Origin of the sequence: Solwaraspora sp. WMMA2065 (assembly GCF_030345075.1) — a bacterium.
Taxonomy (GTDB): domain Bacteria; phylum Actinomycetota; class Actinomycetes; order Mycobacteriales; family Micromonosporaceae; genus Micromonospora_E.
In genome coordinates, this window is sequence record NZ_CP128361.1 from 1,426,187 (window position 1) to 1,450,980 (window position 24,794).

A 24,794-nucleotide genomic window follows, 5' to 3' on the forward strand; every position below is an offset into this window, starting at 1 on the left:
GGCCGGATCAGCCGGTGGTGGTCGTCCGTTGCCGGGACCACCACCGCTGTCCGGACTCCGGCAGCGTGTCGATGGGGTCGTAGTACGGGTACCGCCGCCCCAGGTCGTCGTCGGTGCCGTCGAGCGAGGTGCGGTAGTTCTTGGTCCAGTACGAGATGCCGTGCTCCCGGTCGTACTCGGTCAGCATGTGCACCCAGCGCTTGCCGACCAGCGGCACATCGCACACGATCCGTGGGGTGGCGTAGCCGGGCAGGTAGCCCATCAGGTCGTGCTGCAACTGTTGCGCGGTCCAGACCGGGACCCGCCAGTGCTCGGCGTTGGGGATCATGTCGCAGAGGTAGAAGTAGTACGGCAGGATGCCGGCTTCGCCCTGGAGCGCGAAGCACAGATCGAGCAGGCTGTGCAGGTCGGCGTTGACGCCGCGCATCAGCACCCCCTGGTTGCGGACGTCGCGGATGCCAACGTCGAGCGCGGTCTGGGCGGCCCGGGCGACCAGCGGGGTGAGTGACTGCACGTGGTTGACGTGGGTGTGGATGGCGAGGTTGACGCCGCGGCTGGCGGCAGTGCGGGCAACGCGTTCCAGGCCGGCCACGACATCGGGCTGCAGCCAGTGCTGGGGTAGGCCCATGAGTGCCTTGGTGGCCAGCCGGATGTCCCGGATGCTGTCTATCTCCAGCAGGCTCTGCAGGTAGCTTTCGAGGTGCCGCCAGGGGAGGTTCGCCACGTCGCCGCCGGAGACGACGACGTCGCGAACTCCGGGGTGCCCGCACAGGTAGTCGAGGTGCGCCTGGTAGCGGTTGGTGGGCTTGAGGGTCAGGCGGAGTTTGTCGATGGTCGGGGTGGAGTTGCCGACCAGGTCCATCCGGGTGCAGTGGCCGCAGTACTGCGGGCAGGTGGCGAGGAGTTCGGCGAGGACCTTGGTCGGGTAGCGGTGGGTCAGTCCTTCCGCCACCCACATGTCGTGTTCGTGCAGGGAGTCGCGGCTGGCGTACGGGTGGGACGGCCAGTCGGTCCGGCGGTCGCTGGCCAGCGGGAGCATGTAGCGCCGGATGGGGTCGGCCCGCAGGGAGTCGCCGTCGGGTGCGCCGCCCGGCACCATCGTGTTGATCATTTGCGGGGTGACCAGCATGGACATGGTGGCGTGACGGCTCTGATCGGCGCCGAGTTCGGCGTAGAAGTCGTCGTCGACGAGGTCGCCGAGGACGGCGTGCAGTTGGGCGACGGTCTTGACGCAGTGGGCCCGTTGCCACTGGGCGGACTGCCACTGTTCGGGGGTGACCTCGCGCCAGCCGGGTAGTCGGGTCCAGTCGGGTTCGACGAGTTCGCGGCGCTGGTATTCGTACGGCTGGGGCAGCGTCGGGGTGGTTCCGGGGCTGTTCGCCGAGGTGGGTTGCGGCATCGGTCCTCCTGGCTCGGTGCGTCCGGTGGGGCGTACCGCACTCCTGGATAATTTCCTGTGTGTTGACTAGTCTGCCGTAAGTCTTCCGGTCCTGCTAGGTGCTAGGTGGTGATTCGGTTGTCGATCGGTGGCTCCGGTGGGCAGCTGTCGTCTCCCGCGCAGGTGGGGAGCAGACTGAGCAGATGACGACTCGTACGGTGAGTTCGGAGGCCGGTCTGCCCGTGGTCCTGTACCGGGGCGGCAGGTTGTACTGCCCGGCGGTGCCGGGAGCGACGGCGTTGCTGGTGCGCGACGGCCGGATCGGCTGGTTGGGCGCGGACGCGGACGCGCCCACGGCGGACGTCGTGGTCGACCTGGCCGGCGCGCTGGTGACTCCGGCCTTCGTCGACGCGCATGTGCACGCGACCGACACCGGCCTGGTGCTGTCCGGCCTGGATCTGTCGTCGGTGCGTTCCCCGGCCGAGCTGGTCGACCGGGTGGCCGGCTTCGCGGCGGGGCTGCCGGCTGACGCGGTGGTGCTGGGGCACGGGTGGGACGAGTCGACGTGGCAGCGGCCGGTGCCGCCGGACGCGCGGCAGTTGTCGGCGGCGTCGGGCGGTCGGCGGGTGTACCTGTCTCAGGCGTCGATCCATTCGGCGCTGGTGTCGTCGGAGATGCTGGCGGCGGTGCCGGGTCTGGCGGAACGCTCCGATCCGCCGGGGTGGGTGCGGGAGGACGACCATCACGCGGTGCGGGCGGTGGCGTTCGGGTCGTTGACACCGGCGCAGCGTGCGGCGGCGCAGCGGGCCGCGTTGGCTGCGGCGGCCGGCGCGGGTATCGCGGCGGTGCACGAGTGCGGCGGTCCGCAGACGTCGTCGGAGTCCGACTTCGTCTCCGTGCTGGCGATGTCGGGCGACGGCCTGCCGGAGGTGTACGGGTACTGGGGGGAGTTTCTGGGCGCGGCCCGGGCCCGGGAGTTGGGTGCGGTGGCCGCCGGTGGTGACCTGTACGCCGACGGCGCGTTGGGGTCGCGGACGGCGTACCTGTCGCAGCCGTACGTCGACGGCGGCGGCTGTGGCAGTTGTTTCCTGGACGCCGATCAGGTCGCGGCGCATCTGGTGGATTGTGTCCGGTCGGGGGTGCAGGGCGGGTTCCACGCGATCGGTGACGCGGCGGTGGCGGCGGTCGTGGACGGTTTCGCGGTGGCGGCCGGCGAGGTCGGGATGGAGCGGCTGCGGGCCGGCCGGCACCGGGTGGAGCACGTCGAGTTGGTCGACAAGCGGGTGATCGGGGCGTTCGTCGAGTTCGGGGTGGTGGCCAGCGTGCAGCCGGCGTTCGACCGGTTGTGGGGTGGTGAGGGTCAGATGTACGCGGCGCGGCTGGGCGTGGACCGGGCGTTGGCGTCGAATCCGTTCGGGGCGTTGCACGGGGTGGGTGTCACGTTGGCATTCGGTTCGGACTCGCCGGTGACGCCGCTGGATCCGTGGGGTGGGGTGCGGGCTGCGGTTTCGCACTTCAATCCGGCGTCACGGTTGGCGGTTCGGTCGGCGTTCGCCGCGCACACCAGGGGCGGTTGGCGAGCGTTGCCGCCGGGTGTGGTGCAGACCGCGCAGGAGGGGGCGTTGGCGCTGGGGGCGGCGGCGACGTTCGCGGTGTGGGAGACGCCGGCGGGTGTGTCGGCGGACGGCCTGCCGGTCCTGGTGGCGGAGGATCCTGCGCTGCGCGGGCCGGCGGATCCGACGCCGTTGCCGCGGTGTCTGCGGACGGTGCTGCGGGGGCGGGAGATCTTCGTGGCGGCGGATCGGGCGGCGGCCGGTGTGGGGTGAGCGGGGGCGGCCGGTGACACGCCGGTGATGACACGCCGGTGGCGGTGGTCGATGTTCCTGGGCCGGGTTGACAGCACCGGGGGTGGCCCGCGTACCGTCTTTGAGTCCTACCACGGGAAGCGGCTGTTGTTCGCTTCGTTTCTTCGTCCGCTGGCCGAGCGACTGTTGTCGCAGTGTGGTTGTGCCGCTCGTGGATTGCCACGGGTGGTGTCCGCATCGGCCAGGTCCAGTGGGCGAGGGTCGGCGAGGCGGCGCGAACCGGCCGCGACTTTCCGGTGTACGGGCAGGTGGTCGTGCGGGGCCAGTAGACAACGGTCCGTCGGGGGCAGCCAGTTCCCGGTTGGCCGGTCCGAAGGTCGCCGTACGGTCGTCCTGCCGCATCGGCGGGGGAGGGGCCTGGGAGCGCGGGGCGCGGCCGGATCGGCCGCGCCCCGATTTCTCGTTCGGTGGGCGGTGCGTCGCCGGCTGTGGCTGTCGTCGTCGGTCGGGCGGGCTTGCCGGTAGCCTTCGTCGGATGGATCGGTGGCTGCCGCGGGTGGTGGCCTGGCGGGTGGGGCTCGACGTGGCGATGGTGGATGCGGCGGTGACGCCGGTGCGGTCGGGGCCGGCGGCGGTCGCGGCGGCGGGTGGCCCGTTGGGGTTGCCGTGGGCGATCGGTCTGGCGGTGTTGTCGGGCGCGGCGCTGCTGGTGGCTTTTCCGCCGTACGGCTGGTGGTGGGCGGCCCCGGTGGGGGTGGCGGTGTTGTCGGTGGCGGTGCATCGGCGTCGGTTGCGGGCGGGTGCGGGTCTGGGGTTCGTGGCCGGGGTGGTGTTCTTCGCGCCGTTGCTGAGTTGGACGAATCTGCACACGGGCAGTTTGCCGTGGGTGTTGCTGTCGGGGTTGCAGGCCGGTTACCTGGCGTTGCTGGGTGCGGTGGCGGCGTTCGTGTCGCCGGTGGTGGATCGTCGCCGGGTGGTGCTGTGGCCGGTGGTGACCGGGTTGTTGTGGGTGGGGCAGGAGGCGTTGCGGGGTCGGACGCCGTTCGGTGGGTTCCCGTGGGGGCGGTTGGCGTTCAGTCAGGGTGATTCGCCGGTGTTGTCGTGGGCGGCGGTGGGTGGGGCGCCGTTGGTGACGTTCGTGGTGGCGGTGGCCGGTGGGGTGTTGGCTGCGGGGGTGTGGCGTTCCTGGCGTTCGTTGCGAGGTTTGGCGCCGGTGGCCGGGGGTGTCGGTGCGGCGGTGCTGGTGCTGCTGGTGGGTGGCTTGGTGCCGGTGGGGGGCGGATCGTCGGGTTCGGTGGTGGTAGCGCTCGTGCAGGGCAACGTGCCGCGGATGGGGTTGGATTTCAACGCCCAGCGCCGGGCTGTGTTGGACAACCATGTGCAGGGCACGGTCCGGTTGGCGCGGCAGGTGGCGGCCGGTGAGGTGCCGGCGCCGGATCTGGTGGTGTGGCCGGAGAACGCCAGCGACGTGGATCCGACGCGTGACCCGCGGGCGGCGGCGAGTATCGATGAGGCGGCGGCGGCTATCGGGGTGCCGATCCTGGTGGGTGCGTTGGCGTACGGGCCCGGTGCCGGGGAGGTGCGCAACGTGAGCCTGGTGTGGGAGCCGGGTTCCGGTGGCGACGTGGAGCAGGTGTACGTGAAGCGGCATCCGGTGCCGTTCGCTGAGTATGTGCCGTTTCGGCGGTTGGCGCGGATGGTCACCGATCAGGTGGATCTGGTCCGGGCGGATTTCGTGGCCGGCTCGCAGCCGGGTGTGCTGCGGGTGGGTCCGGTGGCGGTCAGCGGCATTATCTGTTTCGAGGTGGCCTACGACGGGTTGGTCCGTGACACGGTGACCGGTGGTGCACAGGTGTTGGCGGTGCAGACGAACAACGCGACGTTCAATGAGGCCGAGGCGGCGCAGCAGTTGGCGATGGTGCGGTTGCGGGCGGTGGAGCATGGTCGGGCCGGGTTGATGGCGTCGACCGTTGGCATATCAGCGTTTGTCGATCAGAATGGGCGGGTGTCGCAGCCGACCCGGTTCAACACGGCGGCCGCCGTGGTGAGTGAGCTCGAGCTCGGGGCGACGCGTACTCTTGCGACTCGGATGGGTTTCTGGCCCGAGGCGGTGCTGGTGGTGTTCGCCGGCGCGGTGCTGGTCGCCGCGGTGTGGCTGCGGCGGCGGGTGGTCAGTTCGGATACGGAGGTACGGTGAGCGAGGCGGTGTCGGCGGGCGGTGGCCCGGAGGGCTACCCGGGTGTCGGTCGGGTGCTGGTGGTCGTTCCCACCTACAACGAGGCGGAGAACGTACGTCTGATCACCGCCCGGATCCGCGACGCTGTGCCCCAGGTCGACGTGCTGATCGCCGACGACAACTCGCCGGACGGTACCGGGGCGGTCGCCGATGAGCTGGCTGCGGCCGACGGCCAGGTGCATGTGCTGCACCGGCCGGGGAAACAGGGTCTCGGCGCGGCCTACGTCGCCGGGTTCGGCTGGGCGCGGGAGCGTGGCTACGACGCGGTGGTCGAGATGGACGCTGACGGTTCGCATGCTCCGGAGCAGTTGCCGCAGCTGCTGGACGCGGCGCGGGACGCCGACGTGGTGATCGGTTCCCGGTGGGTGCCGGGCGGTGAGGTGGTGAACTGGCCGCGGCACCGGTGGGTGCTGTCGCAGGGGGCGAACCTGTACACGCGGTTGGCGCTGGGTATGCCGGTGCGGGACGCGACCGGTGGTTACCGGGTGTACCGGATCGCGGTGCTCGACAAGATCGACTACGCGAGTGTGTCGTCGCAGGGCTACTCGTTCCAGGTGGAGTTGACCTGGCGGGCGCACCGTGAGGGGTTCCGCATCGTCGAGGTGCCGATCACGTTCGCGGAGCGGGAGCAGGGCGCGAGCAAGATGAGCGCGTCGATCGTGCGGGAGGCGTTGTGGCGGGTGACCGTCTGGGGGGTTCGGGCCCGCCGGGACGGGTTGACCGGCCGGCGTCGCGACACGGCGTCGGCGCGCTGGCCGTGACGACGGCGCGTGCCATGCTGGACAGGTGACGTGACGCCACGTTCGCAGGAGGTGACATGCGCCGGGGAGTGCGGTTGATCCCGTTGGCGTTGGCGGCCGGTCTGGTGCTGGAGGTCGCCGTTTTCCTGCTGATCGCCCATCAGATCGGCTACGGGTGGGCGTTGCTGTTGGTGCTGGCCGCTTCCCTGGCAGGTATGGCGCTGCTGCGTCGGGAAGGGACGCGCGCCTGGCGGAGTTTCCGGGCGGCGGCGCAGTCCGGTCGCCCACCCGGCGAGCAGGTCAGTGATGGTCTGCTCGGGTTGGTCGCTGGTGTGTTGTTGGCGTCGCCGGGGCTGGTCAGTGGCGTGTTCGGTGGTGTGTTGGCGGTGCCGCAGGTGCGGCGGGTGGTGCGGCGGCGGGTTCAGGTCGCTGCGGAGCGGTGGATGTCGTCGGCGGCGGCGGGGGAGATGTTCGGGCCGCGCCGGGTGCGGGTGTATCCGCCGCCGCCGGCGTCGCCGTCGGCGTCCGGTTCGCCGCCGGCGGGGTCTGTGGACGGTTCCGCGCAGCAAACCGCCGCGGGTGGTCCGACGATCGAAGGGGAGATCGTCGACCCGCCGCGGTGAGCGGGCAACGCGGGGCGGGAGCGTGACGATGCCCCTGACGCCGGCGTACGGCATCAGGGGCGTCGGGTGTCTGGTCTGCCCGCCGGTCGGCGGGGGCGGGTGGGTCAGACGCCGCCGCGCCGGTTGCGGACCTCCTGCAGACGTTCGGCCAGGATGTCTTCCAGTTCGGCGATCGACCGCCGTTCAAGGAGCATGTCCCAGTGGGTGCGTGGCGGCTTGGCCTTCTTCTGCTCCGGTTCGCTGCCGTCGACCAGCCGGGCGACGCTGCCGTCGAACTTGCATTCCCAGGTCACCGGCACCTCCGCGTCGACGGCGAACGGGACCTCGAACTGGTGGCCTTTGGCGCAGAGGTACTCGCGGGTCTGGCGCGGCGCGAGTTCCGTGTTGCGGTCGGACTCGTAGCTGACTGCTCCCAGACGGCTTCCGCGCAGCATGCGCTCGCCCATGATCGGCTATCCCCTCGGTCGTGGTGCTGGTCTTCAGGTGTAACGATGTGCCCGGGGCGGGCGATTCCCGCTGTCAGCGGACGCTGCCTGGTAGCGGCAGGGCCCGCGGCCCGGACGTGTGCGAGCGTATCCGGCCGATGCTCGTTGCTGCCGTGTCACTGGTGCGCGGACGCCGTCGCCGCCGGGGTGAAACACGGCGTTAACGAAGTCTGGCACATCGGTGACGATGTTGATGCGATGTAGGTCACTGTGCCGGCGCCGCCGGTGGCTTGTCGACCGGCCGCTGGGCGGTGCTGAGCGCTGCCAGCGCCGTGGCGAGGTCGCTGACCTGACGGGACAGTTCCGTGACCCGGTTCTGGGCGTTGTCACGTTCGGCCCGGGCGGTGTCGAGCGTGGCGGCGAGTTCCGTCGCGGTGTGTCGGGCCTGTTCGGCGCGGGCGACGGCGGCTGCGGTCTCCGCCCGGGCGGTGTCGGCGTCAACGCGGGCGGTGTCGGCATGGTGTCGCGCCGCATCGGCGCGCCGCTGCCACTGGTCGATGTCGGCGCGGGCCCGGTGCAGCTCTTCACCCGCGGCGGCGGCTTCTGTGCGCGCCTGAGCGGCGTCGGCCCGGGCAGCTTCGGCTTGCGCGCCCGCCCGGTCGGCGCGGATGTCGGCCTGCCGGCGGTGGTCGTCGGCGGTGCGTGCGGCTTCGCTGGCGTCGGCCGCTGCGGCGGTGGCGGCTGCCGCCTCCCGGGTGAGTTCGTCGATGACGCGCCGGTCGTCGTCGTGTTGCCGGGTCAGTTGTTGCAGTTGTTCACGGACGGTGTCGCGGTCGTGTTCGGCCTGCCGCAGCAGTGCGGCGGCGGCAGCAGCCCGCTGCTGCGCGGCGGCCTGTTCCGTCCGTGCCTGCGCGGCCTGCTGGCGGGCCGCCGCGGCTTCGACGGTCGCGGTTCCGGCGCGTGCCTCGGCGGTTTCGGCGCGGGCGGCGGCCTGCGCGGCGGCCTGTTGTGCCTGGGTGGCGGCTGTCGTGGCGGCTTCGGCGAGCTGCCGCGCGTCGTCGCGTTCGGCCTGGGCGGCGGCGAGGGTGGCGGCGGCTTCGGCCCGGACTTCGGCGACGCGACGGTCGACGCCGGCTGGGGAGAGTTCGGCGTGCAGTGTCTCGGTGAGGGTGCCGACCATCTGGTCGAGGCGGTCGACGAGTTCCCAGCTGCGGGCGATCTGGCCGGCGAGACCAGGGGCGTCGCGGCGGCGCATCCGGTTGGCGCGGGAGGCGCGTTGGCAGGCTCCGTCGTTGTCGCGGCAGTACCGGAAGGGGCGGCCGGCGGCTGCCCGTTGCGGTACGGGTGCGCCGCAGTGTGCGCAGGGCCGGGTTGCGGTATCGGTGTCCGGCGGCGGGGTGTCCATCGCCGCCGAAGTGTAGTTGCCGGTCTGACGCGTACCGCCGTCGTGGTGGCCGCAGGTCTGACTTCGGCTGCTTCGCGGGGTGTGTTCCGGCTGTGCGGCGTACGGTCGGCTGGTGGGTTCTGGCGGTGTTGGGCGGTCGATGCGGGAACGGATGGTCGCTGGTGACCTGTACCGTGCCGACGATCCGGAGCTGGTCGAGATGTCGCTGCGGGCGATGGATCTGACTGAGGAGTACAACCGCACGTCGGCGCGTGACGGTGAGCGGCGCCGGGCACTGCTCGTCGAACTGTTCGCCGAGGTGGGGGAGGATACCGAGGTACGGCCTCCGCTGTGGGTCGACTACGGCGTTCACATCAGCGTCGGGTCCCGTACCTTCGTCAACTTCGGGCTGGTGGCGTTGGATGCGGCGGCCATCAGCGTCGGTGACGATGTGCAGATCGGCTGCAACGTGCAGGTGTTGACGCCGACTCATCCGCTCGCGGCCGGTGCACGCCGGGACAAGTGGGAGTCCGCGGAGCCGGTCCGGATCGGCGACAACGTGTGGCTGGGCGGCGGGGTGATCGTGCTGCCCGGGGTGGAGATCGGCAGGGACACGGTGGTCGGTGCGGGGTCGGTGGTGACCCGGAGCCTGCCGGCCGGGGTGCTCGCGGTCGGCAACCCGGCGCGGGTGGTGCGGGATCTGCCGGGCGACCGGACCGGCGGAGGGTGACGCGGGCGTCAGTCGGCCTGCAGGGCGTCGACGAGACGCTCGAGCGCGGCCGGTGTGGTCTGGGGCAGGAACAGGGAGGGCTCCACCAGTTCCAGTTCCAGCACGCACGGCTGGCCGTGGTCGTCGCGGACGAGGTCGACCCGGGCGTAGAGCGGGACGCCGAACGAGTCGGTGACGGTGTCGACGGCTTTGCGCGCTACGGCGATCAGTTCCGGGTCGGCGACATGTGGCGTGCTGGTTTCCGGCGCGAACAGGTCGTCGATCGGGTCGGTGTGGGGCAACAGGACCCGTTTGTTCGCGGCGTGGCTGAACCTGCCGGTGAAGAAGACGAGGGGCCATTCTCCGTCGTCGGCCACCGAGGTGAGTCGTGGCTGGACCAGCACGCTGGTGCCGGCGGCGTGCAGTCTGCGGACGTGGGCGTACGCCTCGTCGTGCTGTGCCGGCCGGTACGAGGCGACGTGCCGGCTTCCCGCGCCGACGGCCGGTTTCACCACGAAGTCGCCGGCGGGGAAGTGTGGACGGTGCCCCGGCTCCACGAACGTGGTCGGTGTGACGGGTACCCCGGCCCGGTCGAGGTCAGCGAGGTAGTGCTTGTCCAGGTTCCACCGCAGCATCGGTAGCGGATTACGCAGATCCGTCACCTGTTCGACGGTTTCCAGCCAGGTGAGGAACTGTCCGAGCCGTTGCGGGTAGTCCCAGGTCGAGCGCAGGACGGCCCGGTCGTAGTCGGCCCACCGCACCGCAGGGTCGTTCCACACCACCACGTCGACGGCGAGGCCGGCCTGCCGTAGCGCCGGCAGGGCCAGCGGTTCGTCCTCGTCGTGTCCGCGTGCCTCGTGGGCGGAGACCCATGCCAGCCGGGTGACCATGCGTTGATCGTACGGCCCGGACGGTGGACGGGCCGGGTCAGCGGTTGTCGCCGCTGCCACCGAGTACGCCACGGTTCTGGCGGCTGGCCAGCTTGGCCAGGTTGCCGGTCGCGATGTCGTTGAGTGACAGGTCGAGGTAGGCGGCGAGGGTCGCCACGTACCACAGGACGTCGCCGAGTTCCTTGGCGATGTCGGCCCGGTCGAGTCTGGACTCGTCGCTGTCGTGGTCTCGGACCCATTTCTTGAACTTCTCGGCGATTTCGCCGGACTCGCCGACGAGTCCGAGTACCAGGTGGAGCAGTTCGTTGTTCTTGTCGCGTGGCGTGGCGGTGCGCAGGGCGCCGCGCTGGTAGTCGTCCAGGTCCATGGCGGACCAGTATGGCGGTTCACGCTCGCCCGCGCCGCTCCGCACCCTGTCGCCGGATTATCGGATTATCGGAAACGGCTATCCAATAATCCAAGCGGAGCCTCGGGCGCCGACAAGCACTACACCATAATGACAGTTATGTGGTGCCCGGACGTTTCTGGTCTGGCGTCAGCTCGTGTGGCGGGCGCCCGTCGGTCAGAATCGGCACGTCGGCGACGGTCTCGGCGAGGGTGGTGCGGTGGCAGGCGCGGATCGACGTGGCCTCGGTCAAGTGTTCAACGAGGTGCCGGAGCTGTACGACAGGGTCCGGCCGGGGTACCCCGCCCCGTTGTTCGCCGACCTCGTCACCATCACCGGCCTAGGTGAGAGGTCGCCTGTGCTTGAGGTGGGCTGCGGTACCGGTCAGGCGACGCGTTCGCTGGCGGCGCTCGGGTGTTCGGTGACCGCCATCGAGCCGGGCGCGGGTATGGCCGCGCTTGCTCGCCGACGGCTCGCTACCTTCGGCAACGTCACCGTCGAGTCGTCGACGTTCGAGGAGTGGGACGACCGCGGTCGACGCTTCGACCTCCTCGTGGCAGCTTCAGCGTGGCACTGGGTCGATCCTGCGATCGGTTGGCGGCGAGCACGCGAGGTGCTCCACCCCGGGGGCTGGATGGCGCTGCTCGGCCACGTCGTCATCCGCCGGCCCGGCGAGCCGGAGGTGTACGCCGAGACCGCCGATCTCCACGAACTGTTCTCCCCCGGCAATCCCGACTGGGGCCGTCCGCCGATTGAGGGCGACGTGCGCAGCACCGACGAGGGCTGGGGACTGGTCGACGATCCCGGCAGCCTGTTCGGCCCCACGATCGTGCGCTGGTACCCCACCGTCCAGTGGTTCGACGGCGACGGGTTCGCCGACCTCCTGCGCTCGCAGTCGCCGTACCGCAGGCTCGACCACGACGTCCGCGAGCCGCTGCTCGACGCCATCGCCGAGCGCATCCGTAGCCGCATGGGCGACCGAGCGGCACGCCGGTACCTGAGTGTCCTGCGTATCGGTCAGCGCGCGGAGTGATTTCAACGGTAATCCGGTCACGTTCTTCGATGGCGTCCGTAAGCTGGTGCTCCTACCCGGACGCCAGCAGCTGCGTCAGCTGGTCCAGGCCGGCTCTGATCAGCCGGGCGTACTCGTCGTCACCCAGGGCGTCGACGCCCGCCTGCGCGTACCGCAGGTGTTCCCGGGCCCGGTCGAGGTCACCGAGCTTGCGGTGACACTCGCCGAGGTTGAGGTGCAGCGACGGGTACAGGCCGGCCACCCCGGCCTGCGCCACCCGGGTGTCGGTGAGCAGGTCGGCCGCAGCCAGGGCCCGCTGGTCCCAGCGCAGTTCCTGGTGCACGTCGTCCTGCACGTCGGCCATCGCGTGGGCGAGGACGCAGACGTGCAGCGGATCCCCGTCCTGCCCGCCGATCTCGTCCCAGATCCGCGCGAACAGGTCACGGGCGGCGTCCCGTTGACTGCGCTGGTGGTGCAGCTGCACCCCGTCGTTGATGCGGGCGAGCGTGGCGTCGACGGTCATCGGCTGCTCCCGGAACGTGCATGTCGCGGCGACACCGATGGTAGTCGGCCGGCCGGACCCGACCGGTCGACCGACGGGGCGTGGTCCGGGGCGGCGGTGAGCGCGAGCACGGTGGCCAGTGCGGCGGCGGCGTCGAGCAGGGCCCGGGACCGGCCGGTGAGGTCGGCGTCGCGGACCGCCAACGCGGCGGTGATGTCGGCCGACCGCCCGGCGGAGCGCAGTCGCGGCATCAGGGCCCGTAGCGGCGCGACCCGGTAGCCGGCCTGACGCAGCTGGTGCGCGACGCGGGCGTCGCGGACCTGGGCCGGAGTGTACCGGCGGGGTCCGCCCGCCCGGTCGCGGTCGGGCACGACGAGGCCTTCGGCGTGCCAGTGCCGCAGCGTCGACGGGCGTACGCCGAGCGCCGTGGCCAGCTCGGAGATGCTCATCGCGTCGCAGCCGCGTACGTCGTCGATGGGTTCGGCGGTGATGGCCCGGGCCGCCAGCTGGGCCTGTCGCAGGTCGGCGCGTTCGGTGTGCAGCCGGGAGTGGGCGGCGTCGAGCAGGGCGAGCATCCCGTCGGCCGGGCGGCGGTGGGCGGCCTGGACGATCCTGCGGGCCTCGGCCGGTCCGGTCGCCGCAGCCAGGGCCCGGTAGGCCAGCGCCGACTGCAGGTGCAGTTCCCCGAAGACCCGGTGTCCGGTGGCGGTACGGGCCGCCGGCGGCAGGATGCCGTCGCGTTCCAGGTTTCGGATCTGCTGAACGCCGTACCCGGCCCGCCGGGCGACGTCGACGGTGCGCATTCGAGTCGAGTGGAGACCTTCCGTTTCGGATACCTGTGCTCGGGATCGTGAAGTCTCCATAAGCACTGCAATGTAACGCTTCAGGTATGACCCAGGACGAGATCATCGCGTTCGTCGCCGGCCTCGGCGACGTACTGACCCTCAGACCGGCGTCCGGCGACGGGACACCGCCGATCAGCTGGGGCGACACGTTCTTCTACGTCTCGCCCGACGGCACGGTCCCGACCCGGCGGCAGCCGTTCGCCACGATCGTCACCAAGGACTACCCGGGCGACGCGACGTCGCGCCTGGACCGGCCGGGTGTGTTCCGGCTCAACGTCGCCGTCGGACGCGACGATTTTCTGCGGCACGCCGGGCACGAGGCTCGCGGGGCCGCCCCGGCCGGGGTCGATCCGGCCGCCGCCGACACCGTGTTCGCCCATCCCGTGTACGGTGCCGGCGGCTGGCTGGCGGTGGTCGACCCCGGTCCACGCACCGACGCCGTGGTGCGTGACCTGCTGCGCGCGGCACACCGTCGCGCCGGCGCACACCACCGACGACGGGACGGCAGGAGTTAGCGGGTGGGCGTGCGCCCACCCGCTGTCACCGCGGTGTGCCCGGTCGCGGGACGTGGTTGACGAACACGACGCTGTCGACCGTGTCGAGCTGCGCCGGGTCCAGCGGGAAGTAGGCGAAGTCGGGGCTGACCCGTGGGACGGCTGCGGTGAGGGTCCGGGCCAGTCGGCGGGCGTCGACGAGGCAAGTGTCCCACGGCAGCGTGGCGAGGGCACCTTCGACGGTGTCCGGCGGTGGTGTGTCGTCGCCGAGGGTGCCGAGGGCGGAGGCCAGGTAGGCGTACCGGTCGCCGAGGCGGGCCGCGGTGATCGCACCCGCGCTCCACATCCGCAGCTGCTGGTCGCCGAGCGACATGACGCTGCGGTTGCGCTGCAGGTGCAGGTTGTGGGCGAAGACCAGAGCGGGGCCGTGGTCGGCGACGGCCCGCAGGTTGGCGGCCATCATCGCGTCCCGTAGCGCCGACAGCCGGGCGATTCGGGCGGGGGACGGGTCGGCCATCGCGTGGTGGTAGCGGAGCAGGCCGACGGCGGTACGCCCGTACAGTTCGGCCCGTTCGCGGTCGGCGGGGTCCAGCTGCGGCGCCTGGGTGTCGAGCAGCGCCAGCAGGTCGTCGGTGATCAGCCGGAGCTGCTGGGCGTCGGCGGACCGGCCGATCGACCGGGACGGGTCGGTGACGGTGGCCGGGTCGGACCAGCGGTCGTCCGGGCCGAGCAGCGAGTCGAGGGTGTCGCGGGTGCCGGGCGGCGGGTCGTCGAGCAGGTCGTGCAGGCCGGTGAGTGCCTGGCGTGGGCTGGCCGCCCAGTACTCCAGGGGGCCGTCGAAGCCGTGGAACCGTAGTTTGTCGTCGTGGTCGGTGTTGTAGGCCCGCATCCAGCTGACCAGGTCTCGGTTGGCCGGTGAGGTGCCGAACTGGTGGCTGAAGCCGTGGCGCATGACGTCGTCGAGGGTGCCGGTGCCCGCCGTGACGTACTCGTCGACCACGAGGCCCATCAGGCAGTCGCTTTCGACGGCGATCGACCGGTAGCCCTCGTGTGCGACGAGGTGTCGGAAGATGTCGTTGCGCAGCTGGCCCAGTTCCTCCACGAAGTGCCGGGCCTCGCCGAGGCCGAGCAGCAGGGGTCGGGCGGGCAGCGACCGCAGGAATGCCGAGATGCCCGCAGCGTCGGCTGGACGGGCGGTGTCCGTGATATCCATTCCTTCAACGGTATCGTTGAAACAACGGTGTAAGGTTTGTGTGCGTTTGGCGCTGGGATGCCTCGTCAACTTTCAAACAGTGAGGTAGCTGTGCGGCCGGTGGACCTGGCGCGGGAGCATGGTCTGTCCCCTCAGGCGGTGCGCAACTACGAGCAGGCCGGTGTCCTGCCGGCGGCTGCGCGGACCGCCGCGGGTTACCGGGTCTACACGCCGGTGCACGCGCAGGCGCTGCGGGCGTTCCTCGCGTTGGTCGCCGGGCACGGTCACGCCACGGCGACATCGATCATGCGGGCGGTGAACCGGGGTGCCGTCGACGACGCGCTGCGGCTCGTCGACGACAGCCACTGCCAGTTGGTCGACGACCGGCGTACCGTGCAGGCGGTCGAGGCAGCGCTGCGTGATCTGGCGCCGGTCGCGCCCGAGCGTGGCGGGACGTTCATCGGCCCGTTGGCGGCCCGGCTCGGTCTGCGCCCGGCCACCCTACGCGCCTGGGAGGCCGCCAATCTGGTCCGGCCGGGCCGGGACCGGCGGACCGGGTACCGGGTCTACGACGCCGCCGACGTGCGCGACGTGATGCTGATCCACCAGTTGCGCCGGGGTGGCCATCTGCTGGCGCAGATCGCGCCGTTGATCACACAGGTCCGTACCGCTGGTGGCGTCGCCCCGCTGGAGTCGACGCTGCGTGTCTGGCGGGACCGGTTGTCCGCGCGGGGTCGGGCGATGCTCGCCGGCGCCGCCGAACTGGACGCCTTTCTGCGTGTCCGGGCGGCGGCGTCAGCCGGGTCGGCTGCGGGTGGGCCGGACTGATTCTCGGTGGCCCGGGTCGCCCGGTGCGGGTCAGACTCGTCCGGTGTCGACGTTCGACGAGCTGATCGCCGAGGCTTCGGCGGTGCCGGTGGCGGGCTGGGACTTCTCCTGGTTCGCCGGCCGGGCCACCGAGCAGCGGCCGTCCTGGGGGTACGCGCGGTTGCTGGGCCGTCAGATGGCCATCGCCCGGCGGGCGGTGGATGTGCAGACCGGCGGCGGCGAGGTACTGGCCGAGGTTCCGACGCCGCCGCCGCTGCTGGTGGCGACGGAGGCCGCAGTGGTGGGTGGTGCCGAACCAGGCGCCGGAGACACCCGCGTACGGGGCGACCACGGTGATGCCGGCACCGTATTGACATCCTCGCCGCCCTAAACGGCGGCGATTCCAGCCACGCCGCGCGTGACACGCGCAGCGTTCTGGCGGGTTACCGTTTCACCGCGCGGTGCCGGGACGGGTCCCGGTCCTACCCGCGCTCCACGGTCGTTGACGTCCGCCTGCCCGGCGGCCGTGATGTTGATCGCCGCGTTGACGTCCCGGTCGTGGTGACCGCCACACGGACACACCCACGACCGCACGTTCAACGCCATCCTGTCGTTGACGCGCCCGCAGTCCGAGCACATCCGGGTGGACGGGAGCCACCGGTCCACCCGGGCGAACGTACGCCCGTATCTCGCCGCCTTGTACTCCAGCATGGCGACGAACGACGACCATCCGGCGTCGTGCACCGACTTCGCCAGCCGGGTCCGGCCGAGACCGACGACACACAGGTCCTCGACGTACACCGCTTGATTCTCGCGGATGATCGTCGTGGACAGCTTGTGCTGCCAGTCCCGCCGGGTGTCGGCCACCCGGGCGTGCGCCCTGGCGACCTTCACGACAGCCTTCCCACGGCGGTTGCTGCCCCGCTGTTTACGCGACAGGGCCTGTTGCAGCCGTTTGAGCTTGCGGGCCGCGCGGCGCAGGAACCTCGGCGCGGCCACCTTCGTGCCGTCCGACATGACCGCGAAGTGCGTCAGCCCCAGATCGATCCCCACCTCGGCGTCCACCTCGGGCAGCGGCTCGTCCTCGCTGGTCCGCACGACGAACGAGGCGAAGTACCGCCCGGCGGCGTCCCGGATGACCGTCACGGACGACGGGTCCGACGGCAGTATCCGGGACCAGCGGACCGTGAGGTCGCCGATCCTCGGCAGCCGCAGACGACCGTTGTCCAGGACCGTGAACCGGGAGTTGCGGGTGAAACGGATCGCCTGCCGGTTGTCCTTACGGGACCGGAACCTCGGCGGTGCCACCATGCTGCCTTTACGCCTGCCCGACACGGAGTGGAAGAAGTTGCGGTAGGCGGTGTTGAGGTCCGCGAGGGCCTGCTGCAACACCACGGCCGACACCTCACCCAGCCACGCCCGTTCCGGTGTCGCCTTGGCCCGCGTGATGACCCGCTTGGACAGTTCGGCGTCCGAGATGTACGGCAGGCCCTGCTCGTGGGCGGTCCGCCGGGCGCGCAGCCCGTCGTTGAACACCACCCGGGCGCATCCGAACGCCTTCGCCAGCGCGATCTGCTGGCCGGGTGTCGGGTAGACCCGGAACTGGTACCGGAGCTGCACGAACCACACGATATCATGTTGGTCTATGGCAGAAGGTGAGGGTATCCGTACCGGCAGGCACTGTGTCTTCGCGATGCATGTTCATTTGGTTCTCGTGACGAAGTTCCGGCACACGGTGTTCGCCGACCGGCACCTGACCCGGATGGAACAGATCATGCGGGACGTGTGCCGCGACTTCGAGGCCGAGCTGGTCGAGTTCAACGGCGAGGACAACCACGTCCACCTGCTGGTCGACCACCCACCCAAAGTCGCCGTTTCCCGCCTGGTCAACTCACTCAAGGGCGTCCCGTCGCGCCACCCGCGGCAGGAGTTCCCCGACCTCGCACGCCACTACCACCGGGCCAACAAGCTCTGGTCGGGCTCGTACTTCGCCGGCTCCGTCGGCGGCGCGCCGCTGAGCATCGTGACGCAGTACATCGAGCAGCAGAACCGGCCAGGTTAGAGCACTGCTCGGGCCCTGGCGGCCCTCCCAGCGCGGGCCTTCACCCCCGGCCTGAAGGCCGGAGCACTGGCCCGCATTCCGGTAGCCGGCGGGCGGCGTCGGGGCGCTGCCAGGCGGGGTCGGCGGTCAGCGGCACGAACGCCTTGGCCGCGTAGGCGAGGTCCCACAGCCGGGTGCCCGGCGCGGCGGTGTCCCAGTCGATGAAGGCCCAGCGGTCGCCGACGACCAGGTTCCAGGGCGCGAGGTCGTGGTGGAGGACCAGATCGGTGCCGTCGGGTGGGATGAGCCGCCGCCAGACGGCACCCGGTGGTGGGGTGAAGCTGGCGGCCGCGTCGTGCAGGTCGCGTACGAGGCGGCCGACCCGGCGCAGGGCCGCGTCTGGGCCGAGCAGGTCGAACCGGTCCGGCCAGGGGACCGTTCCGGGCAGGTAGGTCAGCACCTCGCGGCCGGCGGCGTCGACGCCGAGCGGTCGGGGTGCGCCGCCGAACCCGGCGTCGTGCAGGTGGGCGAGGAAGGCGTGCACAGCGGGGGTCCACGCGCCAGCGGGTCCGGTCGACCGGTTTGTCCCGCGTACGGGACGACTTGACGCTCTCAGGGTTGCGCGCTATAGCTATAAGTAAGTTGAGTCTGCGGGGCTCAACTTGAGGGAGTGAGAAGCCCGCACCCGTGAGGAGGTCCGACAATGTTGATGCGCACCGACCCGTTCCGGGAGATCGACCGGATCGCCGAGCAGTTCTTCGGCACCACCACCCGTCCGGCCGTCATGCACCTGGACGCCTACCGTGACGGCGACTGGTTCTACGCCGCGTTCGACCTGCCCGGCGTCGACCCGGACAGCATCGAGTGCACCGTGGAACGCAACGTCCTGACGGTGCGTGCCCAGCGCCACCGCCCCACCGGCGACAAGATCGAACTCGTCGCCGCCGAGCGGCCGATGGGCACCTTCACCCGGCAACTGTTCCTCGGCGACACCCTCGACACCGACAAGCTGGAGGCCGGCTACGAGGCCGGCGTGCTGACCCTGCGGATCCCGGTGGCGGAGCGCGCCAAGCCGCGCCGGGTCTCGATCAGTGTCGGCGACGACGGCCGCCGGCAGCTCAGCAACTGAAACCCACCACCGGGTCCCCGCCCGGCGCCGGAGCGCACCGGGCGGGGACTCGTCATGTCCGGCGGGGGACAAGCCGGCAAACGCCTCGCGCCGGTGTCGCCGGCCGGGCATCCTGGGAAGATGATCGACCCCCGGTTGACCGGGCACGTCGCGATCGTGACCGGCGCGAACCAGGGCATCGGCGCGGCGATCGCGCTCGCCCTGGCCACCCAGGGCGCCGCGGTGCTCGCCGCGTACCTGCGGATGGACCCGTCCTCCTACGCCGACGATCCGTCGTTTCCCGCCCAGTACGGGCAGGTCCGTGCCCAGGACGCACGCAGCGTCGTCGACCGGATCGTCGCCGCCGGCGGCAAAGCGGTGGCCGTGGAGGCCGACCTGGCGGACCCGGCCACCCCGGCTCGGCTGTTCGACGAGGCGGCGGCCTCGTTCGGCCCGGTCGACATCCTGGTCAACAACGCCAGCGGCTGGCTCAGCGACACGTTCCGGCCGGACAGCCGGGACCGGTTCGGCCGGCCGTTGACCCACGTCGACGCCGGCACCTTCGACCGCCAGTTCGCCGTCGACGCCCGCGCCCCGGCGCTGCTGATCGCCGAGTTCGCCCGCCGGCACCTGGCCCGCAAGGCCAGCTGGGGGCGGATCGTCGGATTGACCTCCGGCGGCCCGCACGGCTTTCCCGAGGAGGTGTCGTACGGGGCGGCCAAGGCCGCACAGGAGAACTACACCATGTCGGCCGCCGCCGAACTCGCCCCGTACGGAGTGACCGCGAACATTGTGCAGCCGCCGGTCACCGACACCGGCTGGGTGACGCCGGAGGTGGAGAAGCAGATCACCGGTTCGAGTCCGCTGAGCCGTATCGCCCGCCCGGAGGACGTCGCCGAGGTCGTCACCCTGCTGGCCTCGCACCAGGCCCGTTACGTGACCGGCCAGATCGTCCGGATGTCCTGACCGCGCCGCACCGCAGGTCGCGGCCGCCGTTGGCCGGCCGGCCGAGGTCACGAACAGCGCGGAAAGATCACGTACGGCGTTTCGGCGTCGTCGGTGACGCCGGCTTTGGCATCCTGCTGCGATGCGTCGCCCCACCACCCCCGGTCTCGTCCCCCGGCCGGCCGACCGCGGCCTGCCCGCCGCCACCGCCCCGGTCGACTTCACCGAGGCGTGGCTGCGTAACCGTCGGCTGTCCGAGCACACCCGGGCCGCCTACCGCCGGGACGTGACCGGCTGGTTGTCGTGGTGCACCGCCACCGGGCTCGACCCGCTGCAGGCGTCGTTCCTGGACGTCAACGCCTACGCCCGGACGTTGGAGGCCACCGTCGATCCGCGCAGCGGCCGGCTGCTGACCCCGGCGACGGTGGCCCGCAAACTGTCCGCCATGTCCAGCTGGTACGCGTTCCTGGTGCGGCTGCGGGCGGTACCGGCCAACCCGGTGACCGACGCGGACCGGCCGCGGATCGACCGGGACCATTCGGCGACCGTCGGGTTGAGCCCCGACCAGGTCGACGCGTTGTTCGCGGCGGCCCGCGCCGACACCGGGGCGAGCGGTGCGCGCAACCTCGCCGTGCTGGCGTTGCTGGCCGACCTGGGGCTGCGTGTCGGTGAACTGGTCAGCCTCGACGTCGCCGACGTCGGCGACGAGCGGGGGCACCGCAGCGTCCGGTTCGTCGGCAAGGGCGGCCGGGCCCGCCGCCGGGCGCTGGCGCCGGACACGGCGGCGGTGCTCGACGCGTACCTGGCAGTCCGGGCCCGCGCCGCCGGTGTCGCGGCCGATGCGCTCGACGGCCCGCTGCTGGCCACCGCCAGCGGCGCGCGGCTGGACCGGCACGCCGTGTTCCGGCTGGTCCGGCGGCTGGCCCGGGCCGCCGGTCTGCCGGCGTGGGACCGGCTGTCGCCGCACTCGCTGCGGCATGCGTTCGCCACCACCGCCCGCGCCGAAGGGGTGCCGCTGGAGGACGTGCAGGACGCGATGGGTCACGCCGATCCGCGGACCACCCGTCGGTACGACCGGGACCGGTACAACCTGGACCGGGACCCGGCGTACCGGATCGCGGCGGCGCGGGCGGCCCGCGTCGCCAGGTCCGGCTGAGCGTCTCACCGGATCCTGCAGGTCACCGTTGCCGCTGCTGGTCGTCGTGGCCGCGCAGCGAACCGGCGTGGGCGCGGGCGGTCGGGTCGCGGTGGACCTTGACCAGGCTGGCGACGACGGTGACGGTGAGGATCACCAGGATCAGCCCCAGCGACACCGGGGTCTGCACCTCGGGGACCCGGTCGTCGAGGGTGTGGCCCCAGTGCAGCACCAGCTTGACGCCGATCAGCGCCAGTACCAGCGCCAACCCGGTGGACAGGTAGACCAGCCGGTCCAGCAGGCCTTTCACCAGGAAGAACAGGGCCCGCAGCCCGATCAGGGCGAAGGCGTTGGCGACGAAGACGATGTACGGCTGCTGGGTGACACCGAACACGGCGGGGATCGAGTCGAGGGCGAACAGCAGGTCGGTGCTGCCGATCGCGACCAGCACGATGAACAGTGGGGTGACGACACGGCGACCGTCGAGGCGGGTGACGAGCCGCCCGTCGACGTAGTCAGGTGTCACCGGCAGCACCCGGCGGGTGGCGCGGACCAGCACGTTGTCGTCGACCTGCGGGTCCTCGTTGCGGTGCCGGAACAGCTGCACGGCGGTGAAGATCAGCAGCAGGCCGAAGACCAGGAACATGAAGGAAAACAGGTTCAGCAGGGTGGCGCCGGCGGCGATGAAGATCGCCCGCATGACCAGCGCGGCGATGATGCCGAAGGTGAGCACCTTGTGCTGGTGCTCCTCGGGAACGGCGAAGGTGCTGATGATGATGACGAAGACGAACAGGTTGTCGACGGACAGGCTCTTCTCCACCAGGTAGCCGGCGAAGTACTCGGTGCCGTAGTCGCCGCCGGCCCAGGCCATGAACACCAGGCCGAACACGACGGCGACCGCGACGTAGAACACCGACCAGGCGACCGCCTCTCCGAAGCCGACGGCGTGCGGTCGGATCGCCGCTACCGCCAGGTCGAGGGCGAGCAACGCGATGATGACGACGAGCGTGACGGCCCACACGCCCGGGCCGATCTCCAGCGAACCCATGTCAGAGATCGTGCACCCTGTCGGCGGCGTCGCGCGCGCCGACACACGACATTGGTGGACAATCCGGGACGTTGCGCTACGATGCCCGGCCGCCGGGTGATGCGCGGACGCGCAGGCTCGGTTGCTCATGGCCGCCGGCCCGCCCGGGCGACGGGACTCAGGTCCGGCTGAGCAGTTCCAGGTGCCGGTGGGCGTCGGCGGCGATGTCGGCACCGACCAGCCAGCGTCGGGCCCACAGCCGGGCCGCCACCTGGGCGGCGTCGGTCTCGTCGGAACCCGCCGCGTCAGTGCCGCGACCGGATCCCCCGACACCGGGCTCGTCGGCCAGGTCGACGAGCAGCGCGGCGGCCAACGTGTACGCCGTCCGCAGCGCCAGCGGGCGCGCGCCGGCTGCCGTGTCGGCCCCACCCGGGTCGGCCGCGACCCGGGCCAGGTCCGTACGCAGCCGCCCGGCGGCGTCGGTGAGCGCCGCGGCCACCTCGGGGTCGGCGGCGGTGGCGGCCGCCCGGTCGACCCGGGCCAGCAGCGGCCCGGCGGCCTTTTCGCGGGTCACCGCCCGCAGCGCGTCCAACGCCAACACCGTGGTGGTGCCCTCCCAGATCGGCAGCACCTGGGCGTCACGCAGCAGCCGGGGCACGCCGGTGTCCTCGACGTAACCAGCGCCGCCGAAACATTCGACGTACTCGCTGGCGGCGGCGACCGCGAGCCGGCCGGTGGCGAGCTTCGCCAGCGGTGCGGCCAGCCGCAGTTCGGCCGCCGGGTCCACCTCGGCGGTGGCGTCCGGTCCGCCGGGTGTCGACCGGCCGGCGACGCCGGCCTCGACCTGTCCGAGCAGGTCGAACACGTGGCCGGCGAGGACGAACGCGCCGGCGGCGTCGACGGCGAGGGTGCCGAGCAGGCCACGGTGCGCCGGGGAGTCGACCAGCCGGCCGCCGGCGACCCGGCGGGCGGTGGCGTAGGCGTGCGCGTACGCCAGACCGCGGCGCATCCCGCTGGCCGCAGCGGAGGCGTTGTGCAGCCGGGTCACCACCACCAGGGTCATCGCCCGGGCCAGGCCGGGCCGTGCGGGGTCGCCCAGCGGCAGCGCGTACGCGTCGCGCAGGCCGACCTCGGCGGTGGGCAGCGCCCGGGTGCCGAGCTTGTCCTTGAGCCGGTGCACCCGCACGCCGGGGGCGGGTGCGTGCGGGTCGGTGCCGGCGGCGGCCAGCGGCGAGTCGGCGGCGTAGCGGGGCACCAGGAACGGCACGAGCGTGCGGCTGCCGCCGACGGCGCCGACCGGGCGGGCCAGGGCGACCGCGACCGCCGAGTCGATCGCGGAGCAGAACCACTTCTCGCCGGTCAGCCGCCAACCGTCGCCGCCGTCGTCGTCGGGGCGCGCCACGGTGGTCGACCCGGACAGGTCGGAGCCGCCCTGGGCTTCGGTCATCCACTGGCCGCTGGTGATCGCGGCGGCGGGGTCGGTGGCGGTGAGCCGGGGCAGCCAGGTGTCGCGGACCGCCGGGTCGACGTCGGGGTGGCGCAGCAGCGCGGCGGCCCCGTCGGCCATCGCCACCGGGCAGGAGAACGTCGCCGACTCCGGCGCGTACAGGTGCAGCAGGGCGTGCTGCACCACCCGGGCGTCCGGGCCGAAGGCGGCGCGGGTGTCGGCGCGGTACGGCAGCGCGACCAGGGCGTGCCGGGCGGCGGCGGCCCGTAGCCGCTGCCAGCCGGCACAGGTGTCGACCCGGTCGACGCGCCGGCCCCACGGGTCGTAGCGGACCAGCCGGGGCGGGTGCTGCTCGGCGTCGGTGTGCGCGGCCCGCAGCGGGCCGGTGACGTCGGCGGCGAGGGCGGCCAGCCGGGGCCGGGCGGCGGTGTGCGCGGCCGGGTCGATCCGGCGGCGCAGCCACCGGTCGAGCAGCCAGTCGGTGCGGTACGGGTCGCCGGGGGCGGGCACAGGTTGGACGTACCGGTCCACGATGATCGATCCTCCTCGCCACGCACAGCCGTTACTACCCGACGGTAACCTGTGGTGGGTTTCGCTGGCAGCGTGACGGTCTTCCGCGTCGTCGGGCCGGACGGCACAGTGGTGGTATGCGACTGCTGATGCTGGGCGGCACCGGGTTCGTCGGCCGGTGCGTCGTCGAGGACGCGCTGGCCCGCGGCTGGGCGGTCACCCTGCTGCACCGCGGCCACCGGCCGGCGCCGGCCGGCGCGCAGGTGCTCGTCGGCGACCGGACGGTCGCCGACGGTCTCGCCGCGCTGCGCACCGGTGACTGGGACCTGGCCGTCGACACCTGGGCCGGCGCGCCGTCGGTGGTCCGCGACGCGGCCCGGCTGCTACGCGACCGGGTCGGGCACTACACGTACGTGTCGAGCCGCTCGGTGTACGCGTACCCGCCGCCGGCCGGGCTCGACGAGACCGGGCCGCTGGTCGACGCCGACGCCGACGACGGCGGCGACGTCACCTACGCCCGCGCCAAACGCGGCGGTGAACTCGCCGCGGTCGCCGCCTTCGGTGACCGGACGCTGCTGGCCCGGGCCGGGCTGATCCTCGGCCCGTACGAGGACGTCGGTCGGCTGCCGTGGTGGCTGCACCGCGTCGCCCGGGGCGGCGACGTGCCCGCCCCCGGGCCGCCCGACCTGCCGCTGCAGTACGTCGACGCCCGGGACCTGGCGGCCTGGCTGCTCGACGCGGCCGCCGCCGGTGTCGGCGGGCCGGTCAACGTGGTCAGCCCGCGCGGCCACACCACGATGGGCGAGCTGCTGACCCACTGCGTCGACGTGACCGGGGCGTCCACCCGGCTACGCTGGGTCGACCCGGCGGTGGTGGCCGCCGCCGGTGTCGCGCCCTGGACGGAGCTGCCGATCTGGCTGCCCCCGGGTGAGCTGCACGACGCGCTGCACCACGGCGACGTGTCCCGGGCACTGGCCACCGGGCTGCGCTGCCGGCCGGCGGCCGAGACGGTGGCCGACACCTGGGCCTGGCTGGCCGGCGTGGACCATCGTCCGGCGCTGCGGACCGACCTGCCGCCGCTGGGGCTCGACACAGGTCAGGAGGCCGCGCTGCTCGCCGCCGCCGAACCGGATCCGTCCGCCAGTTGACGGGGT

26 protein-coding genes are annotated in these 24,794 nt (G+C 72.1%); 14 read left to right on the top strand and 12 right to left on the bottom strand.

What is annotated here, in order from left to right:
* Positions 1-7: 7 nt before the first annotated feature.
* Positions 8-1,399, bottom strand: a complete 1,392-nt coding sequence (locus O7610_RS06570) for a KamA family radical SAM protein (protein WP_289212821.1) — start codon at positions 1,397-1,399, stop codon at positions 8-10.
* A gap of 182 nt (positions 1,400-1,581) precedes the next feature.
* Here O7610_RS06570 and O7610_RS06575 point away from each other — a divergent pair, with 182 nt between their 5' ends.
* The 4 genes from O7610_RS06575 (at position 1,582) to O7610_RS06590 (ending at position 6,782) form a co-directional block, all read left to right on the top strand.
* Positions 1,582-3,204, top strand: a complete 1,623-nt coding sequence (locus O7610_RS06575) for an amidohydrolase (RefSeq protein WP_289212822.1) — start codon at positions 1,582-1,584, stop codon at positions 3,202-3,204.
* A gap of 568 nt (positions 3,205-3,772) precedes the next feature.
* Positions 3,773-5,380 carry an apolipoprotein N-acyltransferase gene (lnt, locus tag O7610_RS06580; protein ID WP_281555582.1) on the top strand — a complete coding sequence of 536 codons (1,608 nt, stop codon included), beginning with the start codon at positions 3,773-3,775 and terminating at the stop codon, positions 5,378-5,380.
* Positions 5,377-6,180, top strand: a complete 804-nt coding sequence (locus O7610_RS06585) for a polyprenol monophosphomannose synthase (protein WP_278169043.1) — start codon at positions 5,377-5,379, stop codon at positions 6,178-6,180. The genes lnt and O7610_RS06585 overlap by 4 nt, the downstream gene beginning before the upstream one ends.
* 56 nt (positions 6,181-6,236) lie before the next feature.
* Positions 6,237-6,782, top strand: a complete 546-nt coding sequence (locus O7610_RS06590) for an FxsA family protein (RefSeq protein ID WP_289212823.1) — start codon at positions 6,237-6,239, stop codon at positions 6,780-6,782.
* Positions 6,783-6,886: 104 nt separating this feature from the next.
* Here O7610_RS06590 and O7610_RS06595 read toward each other — a convergent pair whose 3' ends face one another.
* Both O7610_RS06595 and O7610_RS06600 read right to left on the bottom strand, forming a co-directional pair.
* Positions 6,887-7,228, bottom strand: coding sequence for an RNA polymerase-binding protein RbpA (locus tag O7610_RS06595; RefSeq protein ID WP_123601539.1), 342 nt, complete (start codon positions 7,226-7,228; stop codon positions 6,887-6,889).
* A 244-nt stretch (positions 7,229-7,472) separates the two neighbouring features.
* Positions 7,473-8,612, bottom strand: a complete 1,140-nt coding sequence (locus O7610_RS06600; RefSeq protein WP_289212824.1) for a serine/threonine protein kinase — start codon at positions 8,610-8,612, stop codon at positions 7,473-7,475.
* 139 nt (positions 8,613-8,751) lie between these two features.
* Here O7610_RS06600 and O7610_RS06605 point away from each other — a divergent pair, with 139 nt between their 5' ends.
* The gene (locus tag O7610_RS06605) at positions 8,752-9,321 is read left to right on the top strand and encodes a sugar O-acetyltransferase (RefSeq protein ID WP_289212825.1); all 570 of its coding nucleotides are present in this window, start codon (positions 8,752-8,754) and stop codon (positions 9,319-9,321) included.
* Positions 9,322-9,329: 8 nt separating this feature from the next.
* Here the strand turns inward: O7610_RS06605 and O7610_RS06610 are convergent, their stop codons facing one another.
* On the bottom strand, positions 9,330-10,190 hold the full coding sequence (locus tag O7610_RS06610) for an ATP-grasp domain-containing protein (RefSeq protein ID WP_281554839.1): 861 nt from the start codon (positions 10,188-10,190) through the stop codon (positions 9,330-9,332).
* A 37-nt stretch (positions 10,191-10,227) separates the two neighbouring features.
* On the bottom strand, positions 10,228-10,557 hold the full coding sequence (locus O7610_RS06615; RefSeq protein ID WP_281554840.1) for a nucleoside triphosphate pyrophosphohydrolase family protein: 330 nt from the start codon (positions 10,555-10,557) through the stop codon (positions 10,228-10,230).
* A gap of 271 nt (positions 10,558-10,828) precedes the next feature.
* On the opposite strand from O7610_RS06615, the gene O7610_RS06620 reads away from it, so the two are divergent.
* Positions 10,829-11,608, top strand: a complete 780-nt coding sequence (locus O7610_RS06620) for a class I SAM-dependent methyltransferase (RefSeq protein ID WP_281554841.1) — start codon at positions 10,829-10,831, stop codon at positions 11,606-11,608.
* Positions 11,609-11,660: 52 nt separating this feature from the next.
* On the opposite strand, the gene O7610_RS06625 is transcribed toward O7610_RS06620, so the two are convergent.
* Both O7610_RS06625 and O7610_RS06630 read right to left on the bottom strand, forming a co-directional pair.
* Positions 11,661-12,110, bottom strand: a complete 450-nt coding sequence (locus O7610_RS06625) for a hypothetical protein (RefSeq protein ID WP_281554842.1) — start codon at positions 12,108-12,110, stop codon at positions 11,661-11,663.
* Positions 12,107-12,892, bottom strand: a complete 786-nt coding sequence (locus O7610_RS06630; protein WP_281554843.1) for a MerR family transcriptional regulator — start codon at positions 12,890-12,892, stop codon at positions 12,107-12,109. Before O7610_RS06630 ends, O7610_RS06625 begins: the two co-directional genes overlap by 4 nt.
* A gap of 86 nt (positions 12,893-12,978) precedes the next feature.
* On the opposite strand from O7610_RS06630, the gene O7610_RS06635 reads away from it, so the two are divergent.
* On the top strand, positions 12,979-13,449 hold the full coding sequence (locus O7610_RS06635; RefSeq protein ID WP_281554844.1) for a DUF6194 family protein: 471 nt from the start codon (positions 12,979-12,981) through the stop codon (positions 13,447-13,449).
* Between the two features lie 25 nt (positions 13,450-13,474).
* Here the strand turns inward: O7610_RS06635 and O7610_RS06640 are convergent, their stop codons facing one another.
* Positions 13,475-14,641, bottom strand: a complete 1,167-nt coding sequence (locus O7610_RS06640; protein WP_281554845.1) for an erythromycin esterase family protein — start codon at positions 14,639-14,641, stop codon at positions 13,475-13,477.
* A gap of 90 nt (positions 14,642-14,731) precedes the next feature.
* Here O7610_RS06640 and O7610_RS06645 point away from each other — a divergent pair, with 90 nt between their 5' ends.
* Together O7610_RS06645 and O7610_RS06650 are read left to right on the top strand one after the other, a co-directional pair.
* A complete protein-coding gene (locus O7610_RS06645; protein WP_475053688.1) occupies positions 14,732-15,448 on the top strand; it encodes a MerR family transcriptional regulator in 717 nt (238 codons plus the stop codon).
* Between the two features lie 43 nt (positions 15,449-15,491).
* Positions 15,492-15,818: a hypothetical protein gene (locus tag O7610_RS06650; RefSeq protein ID WP_281554847.1), complete on the top strand. Its 327-nt coding sequence runs from the start codon at positions 15,492-15,494 to the stop codon at positions 15,816-15,818.
* Here O7610_RS06650 and O7610_RS06655 read toward each other — a convergent pair.
* The gene (locus O7610_RS06655) at positions 15,815-17,047 is read right to left on the bottom strand and encodes an RNA-guided endonuclease InsQ/TnpB family protein (RefSeq protein WP_289212826.1); all 1,233 of its coding nucleotides are present in this window, start codon (positions 17,045-17,047) and stop codon (positions 15,815-15,817) included. The two genes, O7610_RS06650 and O7610_RS06655, sit on opposite strands and share 4 nt — an antisense overlap.
* 25 nt (positions 17,048-17,072) lie before the next feature.
* Here O7610_RS06655 and tnpA point away from each other — a divergent pair, with 25 nt between their 5' ends.
* Positions 17,073-17,489 (top strand): IS200/IS605 family transposase, encoded by a 417-nt coding sequence (gene tnpA / locus O7610_RS06660; protein ID WP_289212827.1) that lies wholly within the window; start codon positions 17,073-17,075, stop codon positions 17,487-17,489.
* Positions 17,490-17,529: 40 nt separating this feature from the next.
* Here the strand turns inward: tnpA and O7610_RS06665 are convergent, their stop codons facing one another.
* Positions 17,530-18,012, bottom strand: a complete 483-nt coding sequence (locus O7610_RS06665) for a phosphotransferase (protein ID WP_281554850.1) — start codon at positions 18,010-18,012, stop codon at positions 17,530-17,532.
* 159 nt (positions 18,013-18,171) lie between these two features.
* On the opposite strand from O7610_RS06665, the gene O7610_RS06670 reads away from it, so the two are divergent.
* From O7610_RS06670 to O7610_RS06680, 3 genes are all read left to right on the top strand, one after another.
* Positions 18,172-18,597 (top strand): Hsp20/alpha crystallin family protein, encoded by a 426-nt coding sequence (locus O7610_RS06670; protein ID WP_281554851.1) that lies wholly within the window; start codon positions 18,172-18,174, stop codon positions 18,595-18,597.
* A 120-nt stretch (positions 18,598-18,717) separates the two neighbouring features.
* The gene (locus O7610_RS06675; RefSeq protein ID WP_281567350.1) at positions 18,718-19,542 is read left to right on the top strand and encodes an SDR family NAD(P)-dependent oxidoreductase; all 825 of its coding nucleotides are present in this window, start codon (positions 18,718-18,720) and stop codon (positions 19,540-19,542) included.
* Positions 19,543-19,663: 121 nt separating this feature from the next.
* Complete coding sequence (locus O7610_RS06680) at positions 19,664-20,677, top strand: tyrosine-type recombinase/integrase (RefSeq protein ID WP_281554853.1); 1,014 nt, start codon at positions 19,664-19,666, stop codon at positions 20,675-20,677.
* 22 nt (positions 20,678-20,699) lie between these two features.
* Here O7610_RS06680 and O7610_RS06685 read toward each other — a convergent pair whose 3' ends face one another.
* Entirely contained in the window at positions 20,700-21,704 is a 1,005-nt protein-coding gene (locus O7610_RS06685) for a TerC/Alx family metal homeostasis membrane protein (RefSeq protein WP_281554854.1), read from the bottom strand.
* 157 nt (positions 21,705-21,861) lie between these two features.
* A complete protein-coding gene (locus O7610_RS06690) occupies positions 21,862-23,661 on the bottom strand; it encodes an acyl-CoA dehydrogenase family protein (RefSeq protein WP_289212828.1) in 1,800 nt (599 codons plus the stop codon).
* A 116-nt stretch (positions 23,662-23,777) separates the two neighbouring features.
* On the opposite strand from O7610_RS06690, the gene O7610_RS06695 reads away from it, so the two are divergent.
* Positions 23,778-24,788 (top strand): Rossmann-fold NAD(P)-binding domain-containing protein, encoded by a 1,011-nt coding sequence (locus O7610_RS06695; RefSeq protein ID WP_281554856.1) that lies wholly within the window; start codon positions 23,778-23,780, stop codon positions 24,786-24,788.
* Positions 24,789-24,794: the final 6 nt, after the last annotated feature.